We start from the raw sequence: 17,168 nt of genomic DNA, 5'->3' as shown, positions 1-17,168 counted from the left end.
GGGACCGGCTTGAGCAGCAGTCAGCGGCTTCCGGGGTCGAACGCCGTCACCGTCCGGTCCCGTACCCGCCAGGAACCGCAGGGGTGCAGACCGCCGCCCCAGGCGCGGTCCCAATGGGCCCGGCAGGAGAGATGGCTCCGCCCCCCGGCCCGGGCCGTCCCCCGGTGGCCGGCGACCATGGTGAGCACCGCGAGCAGGGCGGCCAACTCGGTCTCGTCGGGGGTTCCCCGCACGATCCGGACGTCGACACCGTCACAGGCCGGCACATCGGCGTCCTGATCAGCGGTCACATCACCGTCCGGCGCCTTGGCGGCTCGGCCGGGCGGCCCCTCGGCCACGTCGCCGGGCGGCACCTCGGCGGCCGCACCGTCCGACCGCCAGCGCACTTCGCCGGACGGCAGCTCGGCCGCTCCACCACCCGGTTCCTCGACCGCTCCACCGTTCAGTCCCACGGTCACTCCACGATTCGGGTCGACGCACACCTCACTGCTCATGGCCGCCTCACCAGGTCACCGGCAGGACCTCGGGGCCCCGGATCAGGCCGCCCCGCTGCCAGGTCATGTCCTCGGGCGGCCCCGCGAGCGCGAGGCGCGGGTACCGCTCAAGCAGCGCTCCGATCATGATCTCGGACTCCATCCGGGCCAGCATCGACCCGACGCAGTGGTGCGGGCCGTATCCGAACGACAGATGGGCCATCGGGCCGCGGTCCAGGTCGAGGACCTCCGGGGCACCGAAGACCGCCGGGTCGCGGTTCGCGGCGAGGTACGACGAGTAGACCGCATCGCCGCGCCGGATCCGTACGCCCCCGATCTCCAGATCCTCGGTGGCGATCCGCGGGATGCCGACGCCGTTGCGGTGCGGGATCCAGCGCAGCAGCTCGTCCACGGCCTGCGGGAGAAGCCCAGGGGCGGCCCGCAACCGGGCCAGTTGCTCCGGATGGGTGAGCAGTGCGTACACCATGTTCGCGCTGTTGTTGCGTACCGCGTGAGCGCCGCTCACCAGGATGGCCGTCGCCAGTGAGACGGCCTCGTCCAGGGTGATCTCCCCCTCCTCCAGGGCGGCGGCGAGGACTCCTCCCAGGTCGTCGGCCGGTTCGGTGCGGCGCCGTTCGATGAGGGCGACGACCACGTCGCGCACCGTGCGCTGGGCCTTCTTGCTGCGGGCCGGGGCGGGCCGAGGGGTCATGATGACGTCCGCCCAGGAGGACATCCGCTCCCGCTCCTTCTGCGGCACCCCGAGCAGGTCGCAGACGACGGAGAGCGGAAAGGGACCGTGCAGGTGCTCCATCAGGTCCGCGGGCGGCCCCTGCCGTTCCATCTCGTCGAGAAGGCGGTCGACGGTCCGCTGAGCCATTGGCCTCAGCCGCTGCATGCTCCGGCCGGTGAAGGCACGGGCGACGACGCTGCGCATGGTGGTGAGCCTGGGCGGGTCCGCGTAGTTGAGTGCCGCGTGCTTCGCCGCGATGGCGTGCGGCGAACCGCTGGTGACCTCGCGGTCCACCAGGGCGGCCCGGCTCAGCCGCGGATCCGCCGATGCCTGCTTGACGTCCTCGTAGCGGGTGGTGAGCCAGGCGGTGCCGTCACCGAACGGGAGCCGGATACGGGCGACCGGGGCATCCCGGAGCAGTCCGGCGAGAAACGGGTCGAATTCCAGGGCCCGGAAGTCCTCGAGTGTCCATTCGTGGACCGTCTCCTGCTGTCCGTCCCGCCGTACCACCGCTCCGGTGAACGGACAGCCCTCGGCGCCGGTCGGAGCCCCGGGCACGGGCTGGGGTTGTGACGTCATGGAGTTCATCTCCCAGTTTGTGAACGCGCGCGCGAAGCGGGTCACATGCAGTAGACCGACAGCGTCCCCGCCAGGACCCCATCCCTTCCCGATTGCACGGACATCGGCTCGGACACGCCTTTGGATCACCCTTTCAGCGCAACCGGGAGGGGATTCCCCGGCGCGCGCGACCGCATGTCGTCGCTGATCCTTTTGGAGGAAGGTGAGAGAAGGGCAGCACCTCATGGCCACTCTGTGTAAACCCGCGGTGTCCGTGCCCGAGCACGTGATCACCATGGAGCAGACCCTTGATCTGGCGCGGTCCGTTCACGCGGACCACCCGGAACTCCCCTTGGCGCTCCGCCTGATCCAGAACACGGGGGTGGAGAAGCGCCATCTGCTGCGGCCGATCGAGGAGACGCTGCGGCACACGGGCTTCGAGGCACGCAACGCGTTCTACGAAGCCGAGGCCAAGGCGCGAGTACCTGCGGTCATACGGCAGGCACTGGCCGACGCCGAACTCCACGCCTCCGACGTGGACGTGATCATCTTCGTGTCGTGCACCGGCTTCATGATGCCGTCGCTCACCGCGTGGCTGATCAACACCATGGACTTCCGCACAGACGTGCGACAAGTCCCCATAGCCCAGCTCGGTTGTGCCGCCGGCGGTGCCGCGATCAACCGGGCTCACGACTTCTGCACCGCCTACCCCGAGGCCAACGCCCTCATCGTCGCCTGCGAGTTCTGCTCGCTGTGCTACCAGCCCACCGATGTGAGCGTCGGCAACCTCCTGTCCAACGGCCTCTTCGGGGACGGCCTCGCAGCCGCGGTGGTACGCGGCCGGGGCGGACTCGGAGTGACCCTGGAGCGCAACGGCGCATATCTGGTCCCGCACACCGAGGACTGGATCGCCTACGACGTCCGCGAAACCGGCTTCCACTTCAAGCTGGACAAGCGAGTGCCCGGAACCATGGAACCGCTCGCACCGGCTCTCAAGGAGTTGGCCGGCCAGCATGGCTGGGACGTCACAACGCTGGACTTCTACATCATCCACGCGGGCGGGCCACGGATCCTGGACGACCTGAGCATGTTCCTCGGCGTGGACCCGGAGGCCTTCCGGTTCAGCCGGGCGACACTCACCGAGTACGGCAACATCGCGAGCGCGGTCGTCCTGGACGCCCTACGGCGTATGTTCGAGGAGGGCGGCACCCCGGACACGGCCCGCGGCATCCTCGCAGGCTTCGGCCCCGGCATCACCGCGGAGATGGCCCTCGGCCGCTGGAGCATCCCGGACGGGAAGACCCCTCCGTCACGCGGACTCCAGCCACAGGTCCAGTACGGGTACTGACTGACCGGCCGCTGGCCGATTCCGATGTCCGCAGGGCCTGGTCTCCGGTCACCGGACTCCCCCACGCCCCTGCCACGGCAGACCCAGCTCCTCTCCCCCACGGAGGCACCGAACGATGCACGAAGAGACGACGACCGCCATCGACGACTCCCGCCCGCCAGTCCGCTTCTGGCCCGTCGACGACCTGTCCGGCGTGGACTTCGACCCGGTGCTGGCCGAGCTGATGCGGGAGGGCCCACTGACCCGTATCCGGCTCCCCAACGGGACGGGCTGGGCGTGGCTGGCGACGCGTCACGAGGACGTGCGCATGGTGACGAACGATCCCCGCTTCAGCCGCAGGGCGATCGCCGAGCACGACGTCACCCGGCTCCTTCCGCACTTCATCCCCGTGGCCGGGGCGGTGGGATTCGAGGATCCGCCGGACCACACGCGGCTGCGCCGAGCCGTCGCCGGCGCGTTCACCACCCGAGGTGTGGAGCGGTTGCGCTCCAGTGCCCAGCTGATGCTGGACGAGCTCGTGGACGGGGTGCTGTCCGACGGCCCGCCGGCCGATCTGACCGAGCGGATCCTCGCCCCCTTCCCACTGGCCGTGGTGTGCGAGCTGATGGGGGTGCCGGACGCCGACCGCCCGCGGATGCACGAGTGGACCGGCCTCATCCTGTCATCGGCCGAGGGCGCCGAGCGCAGCGAGGAGGCCAAGACCCGCATGTGCGCCTACTACGCCGAGTTGCTGCGGCAGCGACGGGTCGTGGGCGGCGAGGACGTGACGGCTCTGCTCGCCTCTGCCATCGCCGACGGCGGGATCAGCGAGAACGAGGCGGTCGGACTCGCCCTGCTGATCCAGATAGGCGGCGAGGCGGTCACCCACAACACCGGGAACATGCTCTACATCCTGCTCACCCGACCGGAGCACCAGGCCCGGCTGCGGGACGAGCCGGAACTGCGTTCCACGGCGATCGACGAGCTGCTGCGCTACGTCCCCCACCGCAAGGCAGTCGGGCTGTCCCGGATCGCCAAGGAGGATCTGGTGGTGGCGGGTCACGAGATAAGGGCCGGCGAACCGGTATACGTCTCCTATCTGGCAGCCAACCGCGACCCGCAGGTCTTCTCCGACCCGGAGGAGATCGTGCTCGACCGCAGCCCGAACCCCCATGTGGCCTACGGATACGGCCCGCACTACTGCCTGGGCGGCCTGCTGGCCCGGCTGGAGGCCGAGCTGCTGGTCTCCACGCTGCTCGACCGCTTCCCCCCTCTTCGGCTGGCGGTGCCGGCGAATGAACTGGGCTGGCGGCCCGGCGCCGCGATCCGCGGGCCCGAGAGATTGCCGGTGATCTGGTGACCGCACACATCAGGGCACCCATCGGCGCCGACGAGTACGCAGAGTCCCCCGACGGTCTGCTGGTGCCCACGGGCCACGGCCGGACGCTGAACACGGCCGCCCAGCAGGTGACGTTCAAAGTGACCGGGGAGCACTCGCGGGTGGCGTCCAGCTTCGAGGTCGTGGTGCCGCCGGGCTTCGACGTCGGCGCCCATGTGCACACACGCAGCGAGGAGCTCTTCTATGTGCTCGAAGGCGAACTGGACGTGCTCGCCTTCGAGCCCCGGATACGGACACGGGACGACTGGCGGCACTGGGAGTCGCCTTCGGGGCGCCGCACGGTGCGCGCGGAGCCCGGCACGGTCATCGTCGTACCATCCGGCTGCCCGCACGCGTTCGCCAACCGCTCGGACGAACCGGCGAAAATGTTCTTCCAGGCTTCTCCGCCGCCCGACCACGAGCGCTATTTCGAGGAGCTCCTGGAGATCCTCGACTCGGGCGGCCCGCCCGACCACGAGGCGATCGCCGCACTGCGCGCCCGCTATGACATCGAGCAGATCACTCCTCTGCGGCACGACACCTGATGCCCGCCCCGTGAAGGCCCGTCACCAGGTCGAAGAGCGCGGCCTCATTGCCCGCGAATCCCGCTGTCGCGAGAGCCAGATCAGCCTCGGCCATGGGGGCGAAGAGCGCCGGCGACCCGGGCCTCGTGGTCGATCCGGCGGTCACGGGGGTACCTGGCGGCAGCGGCGGGCCCGGAATCGCGGGCAGGCCCGGGGACAGACACGGACCCGGCGGTACGGGGGGATCGGTGAGTGCGGGGGCATCGGTGAGTGCGGCGCGCACGGCACTGAGCAGCCGGAGATACGCCTGGGCCGCCGCTCGTTCGCGGGACGACATCGCAGTGGTGGCACTCATCGGTGGGCCTCTCCTCTCGGATGGCGCGTCAGCGCACTGGCACGGCTGGTCCCACCCTGCCCCACGGCACTGACAACGCCCCCCGCCCCGGAGCCTCCCCCGCTATCGCGCGGCCGGTAGCGTCACCTCGAAGCGGCAGCCGCCGAGCACGTTGCGTACATCGGCTCGGCCGTCGTGCGCCTCGACGATGCCCCTGACGATCGCAAGTCCCAAACCCGCGCCCGCGGGAGGCGTCCGGGCCTCACTGCCGCGCCAGCCGGTGTCGAAAACCCTGGGCAGATCCTCCTCCGGGATACCCCCGCAACCGTCGGTCACGGAAAGGACCACACTGCCCTCCCGCCGTTCCGCCGCCACCGCGACCGTCCCGTCGGCCGGTGTCCGCCGGATCGCGTTGACCAGCAGATTGGCCAGCACGCGGGTCATCTCCTTCCCGTCCACCTCCACCGGTACGGCCTCGACCTGAGCCCCGACCAGGCGGACCCCGTGTTCACGGGCCAGTGGGTCGGCCCCGGCCAGGGCCTCGCCGACGAGGTCATACACCGACATCCGGGTGGGGGAGAGCGCCAGCGCACCGGCATGGATCCGGGAAAGCTCGAAGAGGTCCCCGACCATGCCGTTGAGCCGGTCGACCTCGATGCGTATCTGCCGGAAGTACCGCTCGGGGTCCTGGACCACGCCGTCTTCCAACGCCTCGGACATCGCGCGGAGGCCGGCGAGCGGGGTGCGCAGGTCGTGCGAGATCCAGGCGACCAGCTCACGCCGCGACGTCTCCAGGGCCTGCTCCCGCTCCCGGGAGGCGGCCAGCTTGCCGCTGGTCGCCGCGAGTTCGCGGCTCAGTTCCGCGAGCTCGGCGGTCGCGCCGCCGCCCGGCGCGGAGAAGCTGCCCGCGTCACCGAACGAACGTGCCGCTACCGTCAGTTCCCGGCTGCGGGCCACCACCCAGCGACCCAGCAGCAGCGCGGTGGCGAGGGACACCACGGCGGCCATCGCGACCACCATCGTCACCACGGTCAGATCGTGTGAGGACAGGAACATCGCCTGCGCGACCGCGAGAGTCCCGGCGAGCATCGCGACCACGGTCACCGCGGCGACGACGGTCAGCGACACGGCGACCGAGCGGTGCCTGAGCAACCGCAGCACCCACGCGCCGGCCAGTCCCGCGACGGCGGCACCGAGGAATGCGAAAAGCGCGATGAGCAGCAGATCACTCATCCCCGGCACCTCCTCGCGGCGCTTCGGTCTCCGCCGACGGCACGTCGAAGCGGTAGCCGAGGCCCCAGACCGTCTGTATCAGCCGAGGCCGAGCCGGGTCGTCCTCGATCTTGCTGCGCAACCGCCTGACGTGGACCGTGACGGTCGACAGGTCCCCGAACTCCCAGCCCCACACCTCCCGCATGAGCTGCTCACGGCCTATCGCCTGTCCCGGATGGCGCATCAGATGGGCGAGCAGATCGAACTCGCGCATTGTCAGCGCCAGTTCCTTCCCGTCCTTGGTGGCGCGGCGGGCGGCATGGTCCAGGGTGATGCCCGCGCGGTCGAGGGGCGGTTCCTTGGCCCGGTCCGCCAGGGCACCGGCCCGGCGCAGTACCGACTCGACCCGCAGCACCAGCTCGCGCGGGCTGAACGGCTTGGTCACGTAGTCGTCGGCACCGACCTCCAGGCCCAGGATGCGGTCGTCCTCGTCGCCGCGGGCCGTGAGCATGATCACCGGGATCGGTCCGCCGCCGCGGAGCCTGCGGCACACTTCCAGTCCGTCCATGCCGGGCAGCATCAGGTCCAGGACGACCAGATCCGGCCGGCGTTCCGCCGCGGCGTGCAGGGCTCCGGGCCCGTCGGCCGTCCGCCGTACGGTGAAGCCCGCGCGTTCGAGATAGCCGGTGACGACCTCGGCGACGGTCGGGTCGTCGTCGACGACCAGGATGTTCTGCATGGTTCCAGTCTGAGCCGCCCGCCCCGGCCGAGGCACACCGGCGCCCCTTACGGTTCCATGACGGCTCCGGGCGGGGCCGAGCGGATGCAGTCCTCGGCTCGGCAGCGGCGGCTTCGGCCCGTCCGCTGCCGTCTATCCGCTGCAGCTGCCGTTGCCGTTTCCGGCGCCCCCGCCGCTGCTGCCGTTCCCCTCGCCACCGGTGCCGTTCCCCTTCCGGCCGGTGGCGCTGTCCTTGTCCGTGCCGCCGTGGTCCCTGCCCCAGTGCTCCCAGCCGGTGTGCAGCCTGGACTTCACGTCGTCCGGGGGAAGGAACTTCGACCAGCGCTCCGGAAACTCCGACGGCATGGTCCCGTCGTTGTCCCCCAGGCCGTCGTCCTCGCCTTCGTCGTCGTACGCGTCCTGATCGGCCCGATCGTCCTGCTCCGCCGCCGCGGCCTGGGCCCGCGCCACCAGCTCGGCCGCGTGGGCCGCGCGCACTCGCTCGTTGGCGGCCCGCGCGGCAGCCGCCGCGGCCGACGGCCAGACGCGGTCGATGGCGGCGTTCACCGCGGCGCCCACCAGGACCGCGAACGCGGAGATGCCGATCCACAGCAGCACGGCGATGGGCGCGGCGAGTGAGCCGTAGATGGTCGGGCCCTCGACGGTGCTGGTGAGGTAGATCCTCAGCAGGAAACTGCCGAGCACCCACATCGTGAGGGCCACGAGCGCACCCGGGATGTCCTCCACCCAGGGCGAGCGGACCGGCACCGAGACGTGGTACAGCGTGGTCAGGAAGGCGATGGAGAGCAGGATCACCACCGGCCAGTACAGGACGGTGACGACCTCCGTGCCGAAGGGCACGAACTCCACCACCCTGTCCGGTCCGACCACCGCGAGCGGCAGCACCACCGCTCCGATGAGCAGGGCGATGAGGTAGAGCAGGAACGCGAGCAGCCTGGTGGCGACGATGCCGCGCTGCCCGTCGAGGCCGTACATGACGGTGATGGTGTCGATGAAGACGTTCACGGCCCGCGATCCGGACCACAGGGCGATCGCGAAACCGATGGAGATCACGTCGGGGCGGCCCACCCGGGTGACGTCCTCCAGCAGCGGCTTGGCCACCTGGGTCACCCCGCGGTCGGAGAGCACTGTGCCCGACGCGTGCAGGATGTTCTCCTGGATCGAGGCCACCGTGGTGGTGTCGGTCCAGTCGTCGACGTATCCGAGCAGTCCGAGCATGCCCAGCATCAGCGGCGGCAGTGACAACAGGGTGAAGAACGCCGCCTCCGCCGCGAGACCGAGGATGCGGTACTCGATGCAGGAGTTCACGGTGTCCTTGAGCAGCAACCAGACCAGCTTCCGCTTCGAGACATTGCGGTAGAGGACCTGGACCCGGTGGAGACGGCCGGAGGAGCGCCGCTCGGGTGTTTCGTTTGCTGCCTGCACCTCCTTACCGTATCGGCATGGCGACCAGCACCCGCACCGTGACCAACCAGGCTCCGCCCCTGGTGGGGTACGACGTCTTCAGCTCGGACCGCGCCCTGGCCGAGGCGGTGGAGCGGCATCTCGCGCACCTGCCGGCCGATACCGTCGGCGAGGTGCGGCAGGACCTGGAACTGCTGGGTCGGACGGCCGGTTCGTCGCAGGCGCAGCGGTGGGGCGAGCTGGCCGGTGAGAACCCTCCGGTACTGCGCAGCCACGACCGCTACGGCAACCGGATCGACGAGGTCGAGTTCCATCCGGCCTGGCACCGGCTGCTGGGCAAGGCGGTGTCGTCGGGGCTCACCGCCGCCTGGGGGCGGCCCGGAGGTCACGTACGGCGTGCGGCCGGATTCCTGGTGTGGTCGCAGGTGGACGGCCAGGGCTGCCCGGTGTCCATGACCCACGCCGCGGTGCCCGCGCTGCGCTCCGATCCGGAGCTCGCCGCGCGGTGGGAGCCCCTGCTGACCTCCCGGACGTACGAGGAGGGCCTGCGTCGGCCCGCCGAGAAGGCCGGGGTCCTCTTCGGAATGGCCATGACGGAGAAGCAGGGCGGCAGCGATGTCCGGGCGAACACCACGAGGGCGCGGGGGCTGGCCGCTGACGGCGAGTACGAACTGACGGGACACAAGTGGTTCTGCTCGGCGCCGATGAGCGACGCCTTCCTGGTGCTCGCGCAAGCGGAGTGCCGAGGTGGGCCGGGGGGCCTGACGTGCTTTCTGGTGCCTCGGGTGCTGGATGACGGTACCCGGAACGTGTTCCGCGTCCAGCGGCTCAAGGACAAGTTGGGCAACCGGTCGAACGCCTCGGCCGAGGTCGAGTTCGACGGGACCTGGGCCAGGCGGGTCGGCGGCGAGGGGCGCGGGGTGCGCACCATCATCGAGATGGTGGCGGCGACCAGGTTGGACTGCGTCATCGGTTCGGCGGCGCTCATGCGGCAGGCGGTGGCGCAGGCCGTGCACCACTGCGCGCACCGCGGCGCCTTCGGCGGCAAGCTGATCGACAAGCCGCTGATGCGCAATGTGCTGGCCGATATCGCTCTTGAGTCGGAGGCGGCGACGGTGCTGGGGATGCGGCTCGCGGCGGCGGCGGAAGCAGCCGACGGAGGGAACGCGGCCGAGCGCGCGCTGCTGAGGATCGCGGTACCCGCCGCCAAGTACTGGGTCACCAAGCGCTGCACTCCGCTCACGGCCGAGGCCCTGGAGTGCCTGGGCGGCAACGGCTACGTGGAGGAGTCCGGGATGCCGCGGCTGCTGCGCGAGTCCCCGCTGAACTCGATCTGGGAGGGCTCGGGCAATGTCCAGGCGCTGGACGTGCTGCGAGCGCTGCGTCGTGAGCCCGGCGCGCTGGACGCGTATCTGCGGGAAATCGGGCGGGCGCGGGGCGCCGACCACCGGCTGGACGCAGCGATCAAGGGGATGTTGACGGAGCTGGCCGATCTTGAGACGGCCGAGGTACGGGCACGGCGCCTGGTGGAGCGGATGGCACTGGTGCTCCAGGGCGCACTGCTGGTGCGCTGGGCGCCGCCGGAGGTGGCGGACGCGTTCTGCGCCTCACGGCTGGGTGGGGATTGGGGTGCGGCGTTCGGCACGCTGCCGCATGGACTCGATCTGGCGGCGGTGGTGGATCGCGCCCGGGTCCGTTCCTGATACGCCGGTGGTCCGATATTCGCGGATGTTCCAGTTTTCGCGAGTGGTCCGGTGTCCGCGGCACTCGCCCGGGCAGGTCTCACCAAGCCGAGGGTGGTGCTGCGCCGACACGGCACCACCCCCTGCGCACGTCACCCTCACGCATGGGACAGCGGGCCACCAGAGTTGCAGATGGTTGCAGACAGTTGCGGAAGATATGCGAAGCGGGTCTCCGGGCCGGGGCGCGAACGGCAGGATAGCCCCTGAAGGGACGGGCTCCAAAGGGGGGTTGGCATTGCGGAACTCGGCTCTCGACATCACCCGGCTCGCCACCATGGACGCCGCGCACGCGACCCGGCTGCTCCATCAGGTGCGCGCCGCGATACTGGACGGCCGGCGCCCGCCGATCGCACCACGCCCGGTCATCGACGCCTCCTGGCGGCGGATGTTCCGGCTGGGCCTCGACCCCGACCGGGACACCAGCAGTGTGCTTCTCGCGCGGGACGAACTGGAGCACCGGCGCCGGGCGACGGCGCTCGGGGAGACCATGGAGACCCTGAGCGGGGGCCTGGTTTCGATCGCCGACGCGTCCGTGCAGATCATGGTGGTGACGGACGCCCAGGGGCGGGTGCTGTGGCGGGCGGGCAACGCTGGCGTGATCCGCCGGGCCGACGCCATCTGCCTGGAGGAGGGCGCGGCGTGGAGCGAGGACTGCACGGGCACCAACGCCATCGGAACCGCGCTCGCCGCGCAGCGCCCGGTGCAGGTCCACTCCGCCGAACACTTCGTACGGACCCTGCACAACTGGACGTGTGCGGCGGCGCCGGTGCACGACCCACGCGACGGGCAGCTGCTGGGCATCGTGGATGTGAGCGGCCCCGCCTCCACCTTCCATCCCGCGACGCTCGCCCTGGTCGACTCCGTGACCCGGCTGGCCGAGGCGGAGCTCAGAGAGAGACATCTGCGGACCGTCGAGCGGCTGCGTTCGGTGGCCGCTCCGATCCTGTGCCGGTTGTCGGGCCGGGCACTGGCCGTCGATCCGCACGGTTGGACGGCGGCGGTGACCGGAATGGCGCCGCTGGACCGGCTGCCGCTGCCCAAGTCGTTCCGGGCCGGGCGGGTCTGGTTGCCCTCACTCGGCATGTGCACCGTCGAACCGCTCCCCGGCGGCTGGCTGGTGCGACCCGACACGACGGAGCCCGGACCGGATGATGAGCCGGTGAGCCGGGTGGTGCTGGATCTGAGCCGCCCGCGCCGCTGGACGGTCGAGGTCAGCGGGCCTGCCGGGAGCTGGGCACAAGAACTCAGCCCACGCCATGCCGAGCTGCTGTTCGTGCTGGCCACCCACCGGCACGGGCGCACGGCGGCGCAGCTGGCGGCGGACGTGTTCGGCGACCCGACACGCACGGTGACGGTTCGCGCCGAGATGTCACGGGTGCGGAGGACTCTGTCGGGGGTGCTGGCACACCGCCCGTACCGCTTCGACGAGGGCGTACAGGTGGAAGTGGTGCGCCCCGTGAACCCGGCCGACCTGCTGCCGCACTCGTCGGCGCCCGCGGTCGCCGGGGAGCGGCGGCAGGCGCCCGCGTAGCCGACGGCCCGCCGGCCCGCCCCGGAGGCGTTCGGAGCCGTTTGGACCCCGGGCCGCGGCGTGGTTCCCTGGCGGTCATGAGCATCACCGTGACCACCTGGTCCCTGGAGCAGACCTCTCCCGACGACCTCCGACCGGCAGCCGAGCCCGGCGCCGATGTACGGATCGTCCGGGCGGAGGTGCCGTCGCCCGAGTTCAGCCGCTACCTCTACACGGCGGTCGGCGGGGACATCCGCTGGACCGACCGGCTCGGACTGACGTACGCGCAATGGGACGAGATGCTCCGCAGGCCGGGGGTCGAGACCTGGGTGGCGTACGAGAAGGGGACGCCCGCGGGGTACATCGAGCTGGAGGCCCAGGGCGAGGGTGTGGTGGAGATCGTCTACTTCGGGCTGATCCCGGCATTCCGGGGGAGGCGGATCGGCGGCCACCTGCTGGCATACGGCACGGCACGCGCCTGGGACCTGGCGGACCGCTGGCCGGGGCTCGCGCCGACGAAGCGGGTCTGGCTGCACACCTGCTCCGAGGACGGCCGGCACGCGATGGACAACTACACGCGTCGCGGCTTCGCGCTGTTCGACACCAAGGTCGCGGAAGAGCCCGATGTCGCGATGCCCGGACCTTGGCCCGGCGCCGCCACGGACGCCTGAGAACCCGGTGGCGTCCCTGGCGGCACCGGGACGAGGCCGCCAGGGCCGCTGAGGCTCCCTGGAGGCGGCGCGCGGCGCGGCTCACCGGGAGGGCGGGCTGTCCCGGCTGGGTGACCCGGGACACACTGTCTCGCGATGCGGGACAGTGATGTCCATATTATGGATAACGGTGGACTGGTTCCAAAGCAGCGTGCCACGCTTCCGTCATGTCTCGAGCTGGAATTGCCTTGGTGAGTCGGCGGCACGTCGATCTCGGCCGCATGTCCAGCGCCATGTGTCCGGCGCGCTGACGACCCAGCACCGCCGCGATCCCGAGATATCCCCGCTTCCTGCGCAGCGCTGCGCCACACCCTGGTCGGTGTTGCCCGAGCGCAGGTCAGAGCCGCCCTCCCGCAGTCCCGAAGGACGTATCGTCATGGCCGCCACCCCCGAGAAGCCCGCCACCGCCACGCCCCGCCGCAAGGCCGGTCGCCACCGCGGCGAAGGGCAGTGGGCCGTTGGCCACTTCACGCCGCTGAACGGCAATGAGCAGTTCAAGAAGGACGACGACGGTCTCAATGTGCGGACACGCATTGAGACGATCTACTCCAAGGCCGGATTCGACTCCATCGACCCCAGCGACCTGCGCGGCCGGATGCGCTGGTGGGGTCTCTACACCCAGCGCAAGCCCGGGATCGACGGCGGCAAGACCGCGATCCTGGAGCCGGAGGAGCTGGACGACGAGTACTTCATGCTGCGCGTGCGGATCGACGGCGGGCGGCTGACCACCCAGCAACTACGGGTGATCGGCGAGATCTCCGAGGAGTTCGCCCGCGGCACGGCCGACATCACCGACCGGCAGAACGTGCAGTACCACTGGATCCGGATCGAGGACGTGCCCGAGATCTGGCACCGGCTGGAGGCCGTCGGCCTGTCGACCACAGAGGCCTGCGGCGACACCCCGCGCGTCATCCTCGGCTCACCGGTGGCGGGCATCGCCGAGGACGAGATCATCGACGGCACCCCCGCCATCGACGAGATCCAGCGCCGCATCGTCGGCAACAAGGACTTCTCCAACCTGCCCCGCAAGTTCAAGTCCGCGATCTCGGGCTCCCCGCTGCTCGATGTGGCCCATGAGATCAACGACATCGCGTTCGTCGGTGTGAACCACCCCGAGCACGGCCCCGGATTCGACCTCTGGGTAGGCGGCGGACTGTCCACCAACCCCAAGATCGGTGTGCGGCTGGGCGCCTGGGTGCCGCTGGACGAGGTCCCGGATGTCTACGAGGGCGTCATCTCGATCTTCCGCGACTACGGCTACCGTCGGCTGCGCACCCGCGCCAGGCTGAAGTTCCTGGTCGCGGACTGGGGTGCGGAGAAGTTCCGCCAGGTGTTGGAGGACGAGTACCTCAAGCGCGAGCTGCTGGACGGCCCGGCACCCGAGCAACCCGTACAGCAGTGGCGTGACCACGTCGGTGTGCACCGGCAGCTTGACGGCCGCTACTACGTCGGTTTCGCACCGCGCGTCGGCCGGGTCGACGGCACCACACTCACCAAGATCGCCGAACTGGCCGAGCGGCATGGCTCCGGCCGGCTGCGCACCACGGCCGAGCAGAAGATGCTGGTGCTCGATGTGGACGAGCCGCACCTGCAGTCGCTTGTCGCCGGGCTCGAGGCGCTCGACCTGCGGGTCACGCCCTCCCCGTTCCGGCGCGGCACGATGGCCTGCACCGGCATCGAGTTCTGCAAGCTGGCCATTGTCGAGACCAAGGCGCGCGGCGCCTCGCTGATCGACGAACTCGAACGCCGTATCCCCGACTTCGACGTGCCGATCACCATCAACATCAACGGCTGCCCGAACGCGTGCGCCCGTATCCAGGTGGCGGACATCGGTCTCAAGGGGCAGTTGGTGCTGGACGACAACGGCAACCAGGTAGAGGGTTTCCAGGTGCACCTCGGCGGCGCGCTGGGCCTGGAGGCCGGCTTCGGACGCAAGGTCCGGGGGCTGAAGGTCACGTCGGCCGAGCTGCCCGACTACGTCGAGCGCGTGCTGCGCCGCTTCCAGGAGCAGCGCGAGGACGGCGAGCGCTTCGCCGCCTGGGTGGCCCGTGCCGGCGAGGAGGCCCTCTCATGAGCGAGCGCGCCGCCCCCTTCTACTGCCCCTACTGCGGTGACGAGGACCTGCGTCCGAGCGAGGAGGGAGGGGGGTCCCCCCACACGAAGCGAAGCGGAGGTCACGGGGGAGGAGCCTGGGAGTGCGCGGCATGCAACCGGGCCTTCCGGCTGAAGTTCCTCGGGCTGCTCGCCCGGGGCGTGCGGCAGACCCGGGCGGACCACACGGGAGGGGACGGGATATGACGACGGCCGAGACGGTCGGCACCGAGGAAGAGCTCAAGGCCATCGCCGAGCAGGCCGGCCGGGACCTCGAAGACGCCTCCGCCCCGGAGATCCTGACCTGGGCGGCGGAGACCTTCGGTCCGCGCTTCTGCGTCACCTCCTCCATGGAGGACGCGGTCGTCGCGCATCTCGCCGCGCGGGCCAGGCCCGGAGTCGATGTGGTCTTCCTGGACACCGGCTACCACTTCGAGGAGACCATCGGTACCCGGGACGCCGTGGCCGCCGTGATGGACGTCAACGTCATCACCCTCACCCCGCGCCTGACGGTGGCCGAGCAGGACGCGGAGCACGGCCCGCGGCTGCACGACCGCGACCCCGACCTGTGCTGTGCGCTGCGCAAGGTCAAGCCGCTTGAGGAGGGCCTGACCGGATACGACGCGTGGGCGACCGGACTGCGCCGGGACGAGTCCCCGACCCGGGCGAACACCCCGGTCGTCGGCTGGGACGAGAGGCGCCGCAAGGTGAAGGTGTCCCCCATCGCCCGCTGGACACAGGACGACGTGGACGCTTATGTCGCCGAGCACGGGGTCCTCACCAACCCGCTGCTGATGGACGGTTACGCCTCCGTCGGCTGCGCCCCCTGCACCCGCCGCGTACTGGAGGGCGAGGACGCCAGGGCCGGCCGCTGGGCGGGCCGCGGCAAGACCGAGTGCGGGCTGCACGGCTGATGAATGCGACCGGAACGACAACGACGGCCGACGACCAACAGGAGAAGCACGTGACTGGGGCCACCATCTGGCTCACCGGGCTGCCGAGCGCGGGCAAGACCACGATCGCGTTCGCGCTGGCGGACCGGCTGCGCGCGGACGGGCGATGTGTCGAGGTGCTCGACGGCGACGAGATCCGCGAGTTCCTCTCCGCGGGCCTGGGCTTCAACCGCGAGGACCGGCACACCAACGTGCAGCGCATCGGCTTTGTCGCCGAGCTCCTCGCGTCGAACGGTGTGCAGGTCCTGGTGCCGGTGATCGCTCCGTACGCCGACAGCCGCGAGTCCGTCCGCAAGCGCCACGACGCCGAGGGCACGCCCTATGTCGAGGTGCATGTCGCGACTCCGGTGGAGGTGTGCTCGGTACGCGACGTGAAGGGCCTGTACGCCAAGCAGGCGGCGGGTGAGATCAGTGGTCTCACCGGGGTGGACGACCCGTACGAGGCGCCGGAGTCCCCGGACCTGCGGATCGAGTCGCACACCCAGACGGTCGAGGAATCCGCCGCGGCGCTCTACGCACTGCTGACCGAGAAGGGACTGGCATGACCACGAGTGTCGACATCGCGAGCGGTGCCACCGGCAGCCCGTACGCGCTGACGCATCTGGACGCTCTGGAGTCCGAGGGGGTGCACATCTTCCGCGAGGTGGCGGGTGAGTTCGAGCGGCCGGTGATCCTCTTCTCCGGCGGCAAGGACTCCATCGTGATGCTGCATCTGGCGCTGAAGGCGTTCGCGCCCGCCGCGGTCCCGTTCTCGCTGCTGCACGTGGACACCGGGCACAACTTCCCCGAGGTCATCGAGTACCGCGACCGCACGGTCGCCCGACACGGTCTGCGGCTCCACGTCGCCTCCGTGCAGGACTACATCGACGCGGGCAAGCTTCGCGAGCGCCCCGACGGCACACGCAATCCGCTCCAGACCGTGCCGCTGACCGAGGCCATCCAGCAGCACCGCTTCGACGCCGTGTTCGGTGGCGGGCGGCGTGACGAGGAGAAGGCCAGGGCCAAGGAGCGGGTGTTCTCGCTGCGGGACGAGTTCTCCCAGTGGGACCCGCGCCGTCAGCGGCCCGAGCTGTGGCAGCTCTACAACGGCCGGCACGCGCCCGGTGAGCATGTCCGTGTGTTCCCGCTGTCCAACTGGACCGAGCTGGACGTATGGCAGTACATCGCCCGTGAGGGGATCGAGCTGCCCGAGATCTACTTCGCGCACGAGCGCGAGGTCTTCGCACGGGGCGGCATGTGGCTGACCGCGGGCGAGTGGGGCGGCCCCAAGGACGACGAGACGGTGGAGAAGCGGCTGATCCGCTACCGCACCGTCGGCGACATGTCCTGCACCGGCGCGGTCGACTCGGACGCCGCCACCCTGGACGCCGTGATCACCGAGATCGCCGCTTCCCGGCTCACCGAACGGGGTGCCACCCGCGCCGACGACAAGCTGTCCGAGGCCGCGATGGAAGACCGCAAGCGCGAAGGGTACTTCTAG

18 protein-coding genes are annotated in these 17,168 nt (G+C 70.5%); 12 read left to right on the top strand and 6 right to left on the bottom strand.

Going from position 1 to position 17,168, the window contains the following annotated elements:
- Positions 1–20: 20 nt before the first annotated feature.
- On the bottom strand, positions 21–494 hold the full coding sequence (locus tag V1460_RS12005) for an acyl-CoA carboxylase subunit epsilon (RefSeq protein WP_338673734.1): 474 nt from the start codon (positions 492–494) through the stop codon (positions 21–23).
- 7 nt (positions 495–501) lie between these two features.
- Positions 502–1,785 (bottom strand): cytochrome P450, encoded by a 1,284-nt coding sequence (locus V1460_RS12000; protein ID WP_338673733.1) that lies wholly within the window; start codon positions 1,783–1,785, stop codon positions 502–504.
- 223 nt (positions 1,786–2,008) lie between these two features.
- On the opposite strand from V1460_RS12000, the gene V1460_RS11995 reads away from it, so the two are divergent.
- From V1460_RS11995 to V1460_RS11985, 3 genes are all read left to right on the top strand, one after another.
- Entirely contained in the window at positions 2,009–3,112 is a 1,104-nt protein-coding gene (locus V1460_RS11995; RefSeq protein WP_338673732.1) for a type III polyketide synthase, read from the top strand.
- 115 nt (positions 3,113–3,227) lie between these two features.
- Entirely contained in the window at positions 3,228–4,451 is a 1,224-nt protein-coding gene (locus V1460_RS11990; RefSeq protein ID WP_338673731.1) for a cytochrome P450, read from the top strand.
- On the top strand, positions 4,448–5,014 hold the full coding sequence (locus V1460_RS11985; RefSeq protein ID WP_338673730.1) for a cupin domain-containing protein: 567 nt from the start codon (positions 4,448–4,450) through the stop codon (positions 5,012–5,014). Before V1460_RS11990 ends, V1460_RS11985 begins: the two co-directional genes overlap by 4 nt.
- On the opposite strand, the gene V1460_RS11980 is transcribed toward V1460_RS11985, so the two are convergent.
- From V1460_RS11980 to V1460_RS11965, 4 genes are all read right to left on the bottom strand, one after another.
- Entirely contained in the window at positions 4,989–5,348 is a 360-nt protein-coding gene (locus V1460_RS11980; RefSeq protein ID WP_338673729.1) for a hypothetical protein, read from the bottom strand. The two genes, V1460_RS11985 and V1460_RS11980, sit on opposite strands and share 26 nt — an antisense overlap.
- A 102-nt stretch (positions 5,349–5,450) precedes the next feature.
- Positions 5,451–6,560 (bottom strand): HAMP domain-containing sensor histidine kinase, encoded by a 1,110-nt coding sequence (locus tag V1460_RS11975; protein ID WP_338673728.1) that lies wholly within the window; start codon positions 6,558–6,560, stop codon positions 5,451–5,453.
- Positions 6,553–7,278, bottom strand: coding sequence for a response regulator transcription factor (locus V1460_RS11970; RefSeq protein WP_338673727.1), 726 nt, complete (start codon positions 7,276–7,278; stop codon positions 6,553–6,555). The genes V1460_RS11975 and V1460_RS11970 overlap by 8 nt, the downstream gene beginning before the upstream one ends.
- A gap of 132 nt (positions 7,279–7,410) precedes the next feature.
- Positions 7,411–8,703 (bottom strand): YihY/virulence factor BrkB family protein, encoded by a 1,293-nt coding sequence (locus V1460_RS11965; protein WP_338673726.1) that lies wholly within the window; start codon positions 8,701–8,703, stop codon positions 7,411–7,413.
- Positions 8,704–8,720: 17 nt separating this feature from the next.
- Here V1460_RS11965 and V1460_RS11960 point away from each other — a divergent pair, with 17 nt between their 5' ends.
- The 9 genes from V1460_RS11960 (at position 8,721) to cysD (ending at position 17,168) form a co-directional block, all read left to right on the top strand.
- Positions 8,721–10,385, top strand: coding sequence for an acyl-CoA dehydrogenase family protein (locus V1460_RS11960; protein ID WP_338673725.1), 1,665 nt, complete (start codon positions 8,721–8,723; stop codon positions 10,383–10,385).
- A 274-nt stretch (positions 10,386–10,659) separates the two neighbouring features.
- Positions 10,660–11,955 carry a GAF domain-containing protein gene (locus V1460_RS11955; protein ID WP_407077440.1) on the top strand — a complete coding sequence of 432 codons (1,296 nt, stop codon included), beginning with the start codon at positions 10,660–10,662 and terminating at the stop codon, positions 11,953–11,955.
- Between the two features lie 77 nt (positions 11,956–12,032).
- Entirely contained in the window at positions 12,033–12,605 is a 573-nt protein-coding gene (locus V1460_RS11950) for a GNAT family N-acetyltransferase (RefSeq protein ID WP_338673724.1), read from the top strand.
- Between the two features lie 206 nt (positions 12,606–12,811).
- Complete coding sequence (locus V1460_RS11945; RefSeq protein WP_315877410.1) at positions 12,812–12,895, top strand: putative leader peptide; 84 nt, start codon at positions 12,812–12,814, stop codon at positions 12,893–12,895.
- Positions 12,896–13,020: 125 nt separating this feature from the next.
- Positions 13,021–14,718, top strand: coding sequence for a nitrite/sulfite reductase (locus V1460_RS11940; RefSeq protein WP_338673723.1), 1,698 nt, complete (start codon positions 13,021–13,023; stop codon positions 14,716–14,718).
- The gene (locus V1460_RS11935) at positions 14,715–14,942 is read left to right on the top strand and encodes a hypothetical protein (protein ID WP_338673722.1); all 228 of its coding nucleotides are present in this window, start codon (positions 14,715–14,717) and stop codon (positions 14,940–14,942) included. Before V1460_RS11940 ends, V1460_RS11935 begins: the two co-directional genes overlap by 4 nt.
- Positions 14,939–15,649 (top strand): phosphoadenylyl-sulfate reductase, encoded by a 711-nt coding sequence (locus V1460_RS11930; RefSeq protein ID WP_338673721.1) that lies wholly within the window; start codon positions 14,939–14,941, stop codon positions 15,647–15,649. Before V1460_RS11935 ends, V1460_RS11930 begins: the two co-directional genes overlap by 4 nt.
- A complete protein-coding gene (gene cysC / locus V1460_RS11925) occupies positions 15,649–16,233 on the top strand; it encodes an adenylyl-sulfate kinase (protein WP_338673720.1) in 585 nt (194 codons plus the stop codon). Before V1460_RS11930 ends, cysC begins: the two co-directional genes overlap by 1 nt.
- A complete protein-coding gene (cysD, locus tag V1460_RS11920; protein ID WP_338673719.1) occupies positions 16,230–17,168 on the top strand; it encodes a sulfate adenylyltransferase subunit CysD in 939 nt (312 codons plus the stop codon). The genes cysC and cysD overlap by 4 nt, the downstream gene beginning before the upstream one ends.

The organism is Streptomyces sp. SCSIO 30461 (assembly GCF_037023745.1).
GTDB lineage: Bacteria > Actinomycetota > Actinomycetes > Streptomycetales > Streptomycetaceae > Streptomyces.
This window is presented reverse-complemented; position numbering and strand designations above follow the sequence as displayed.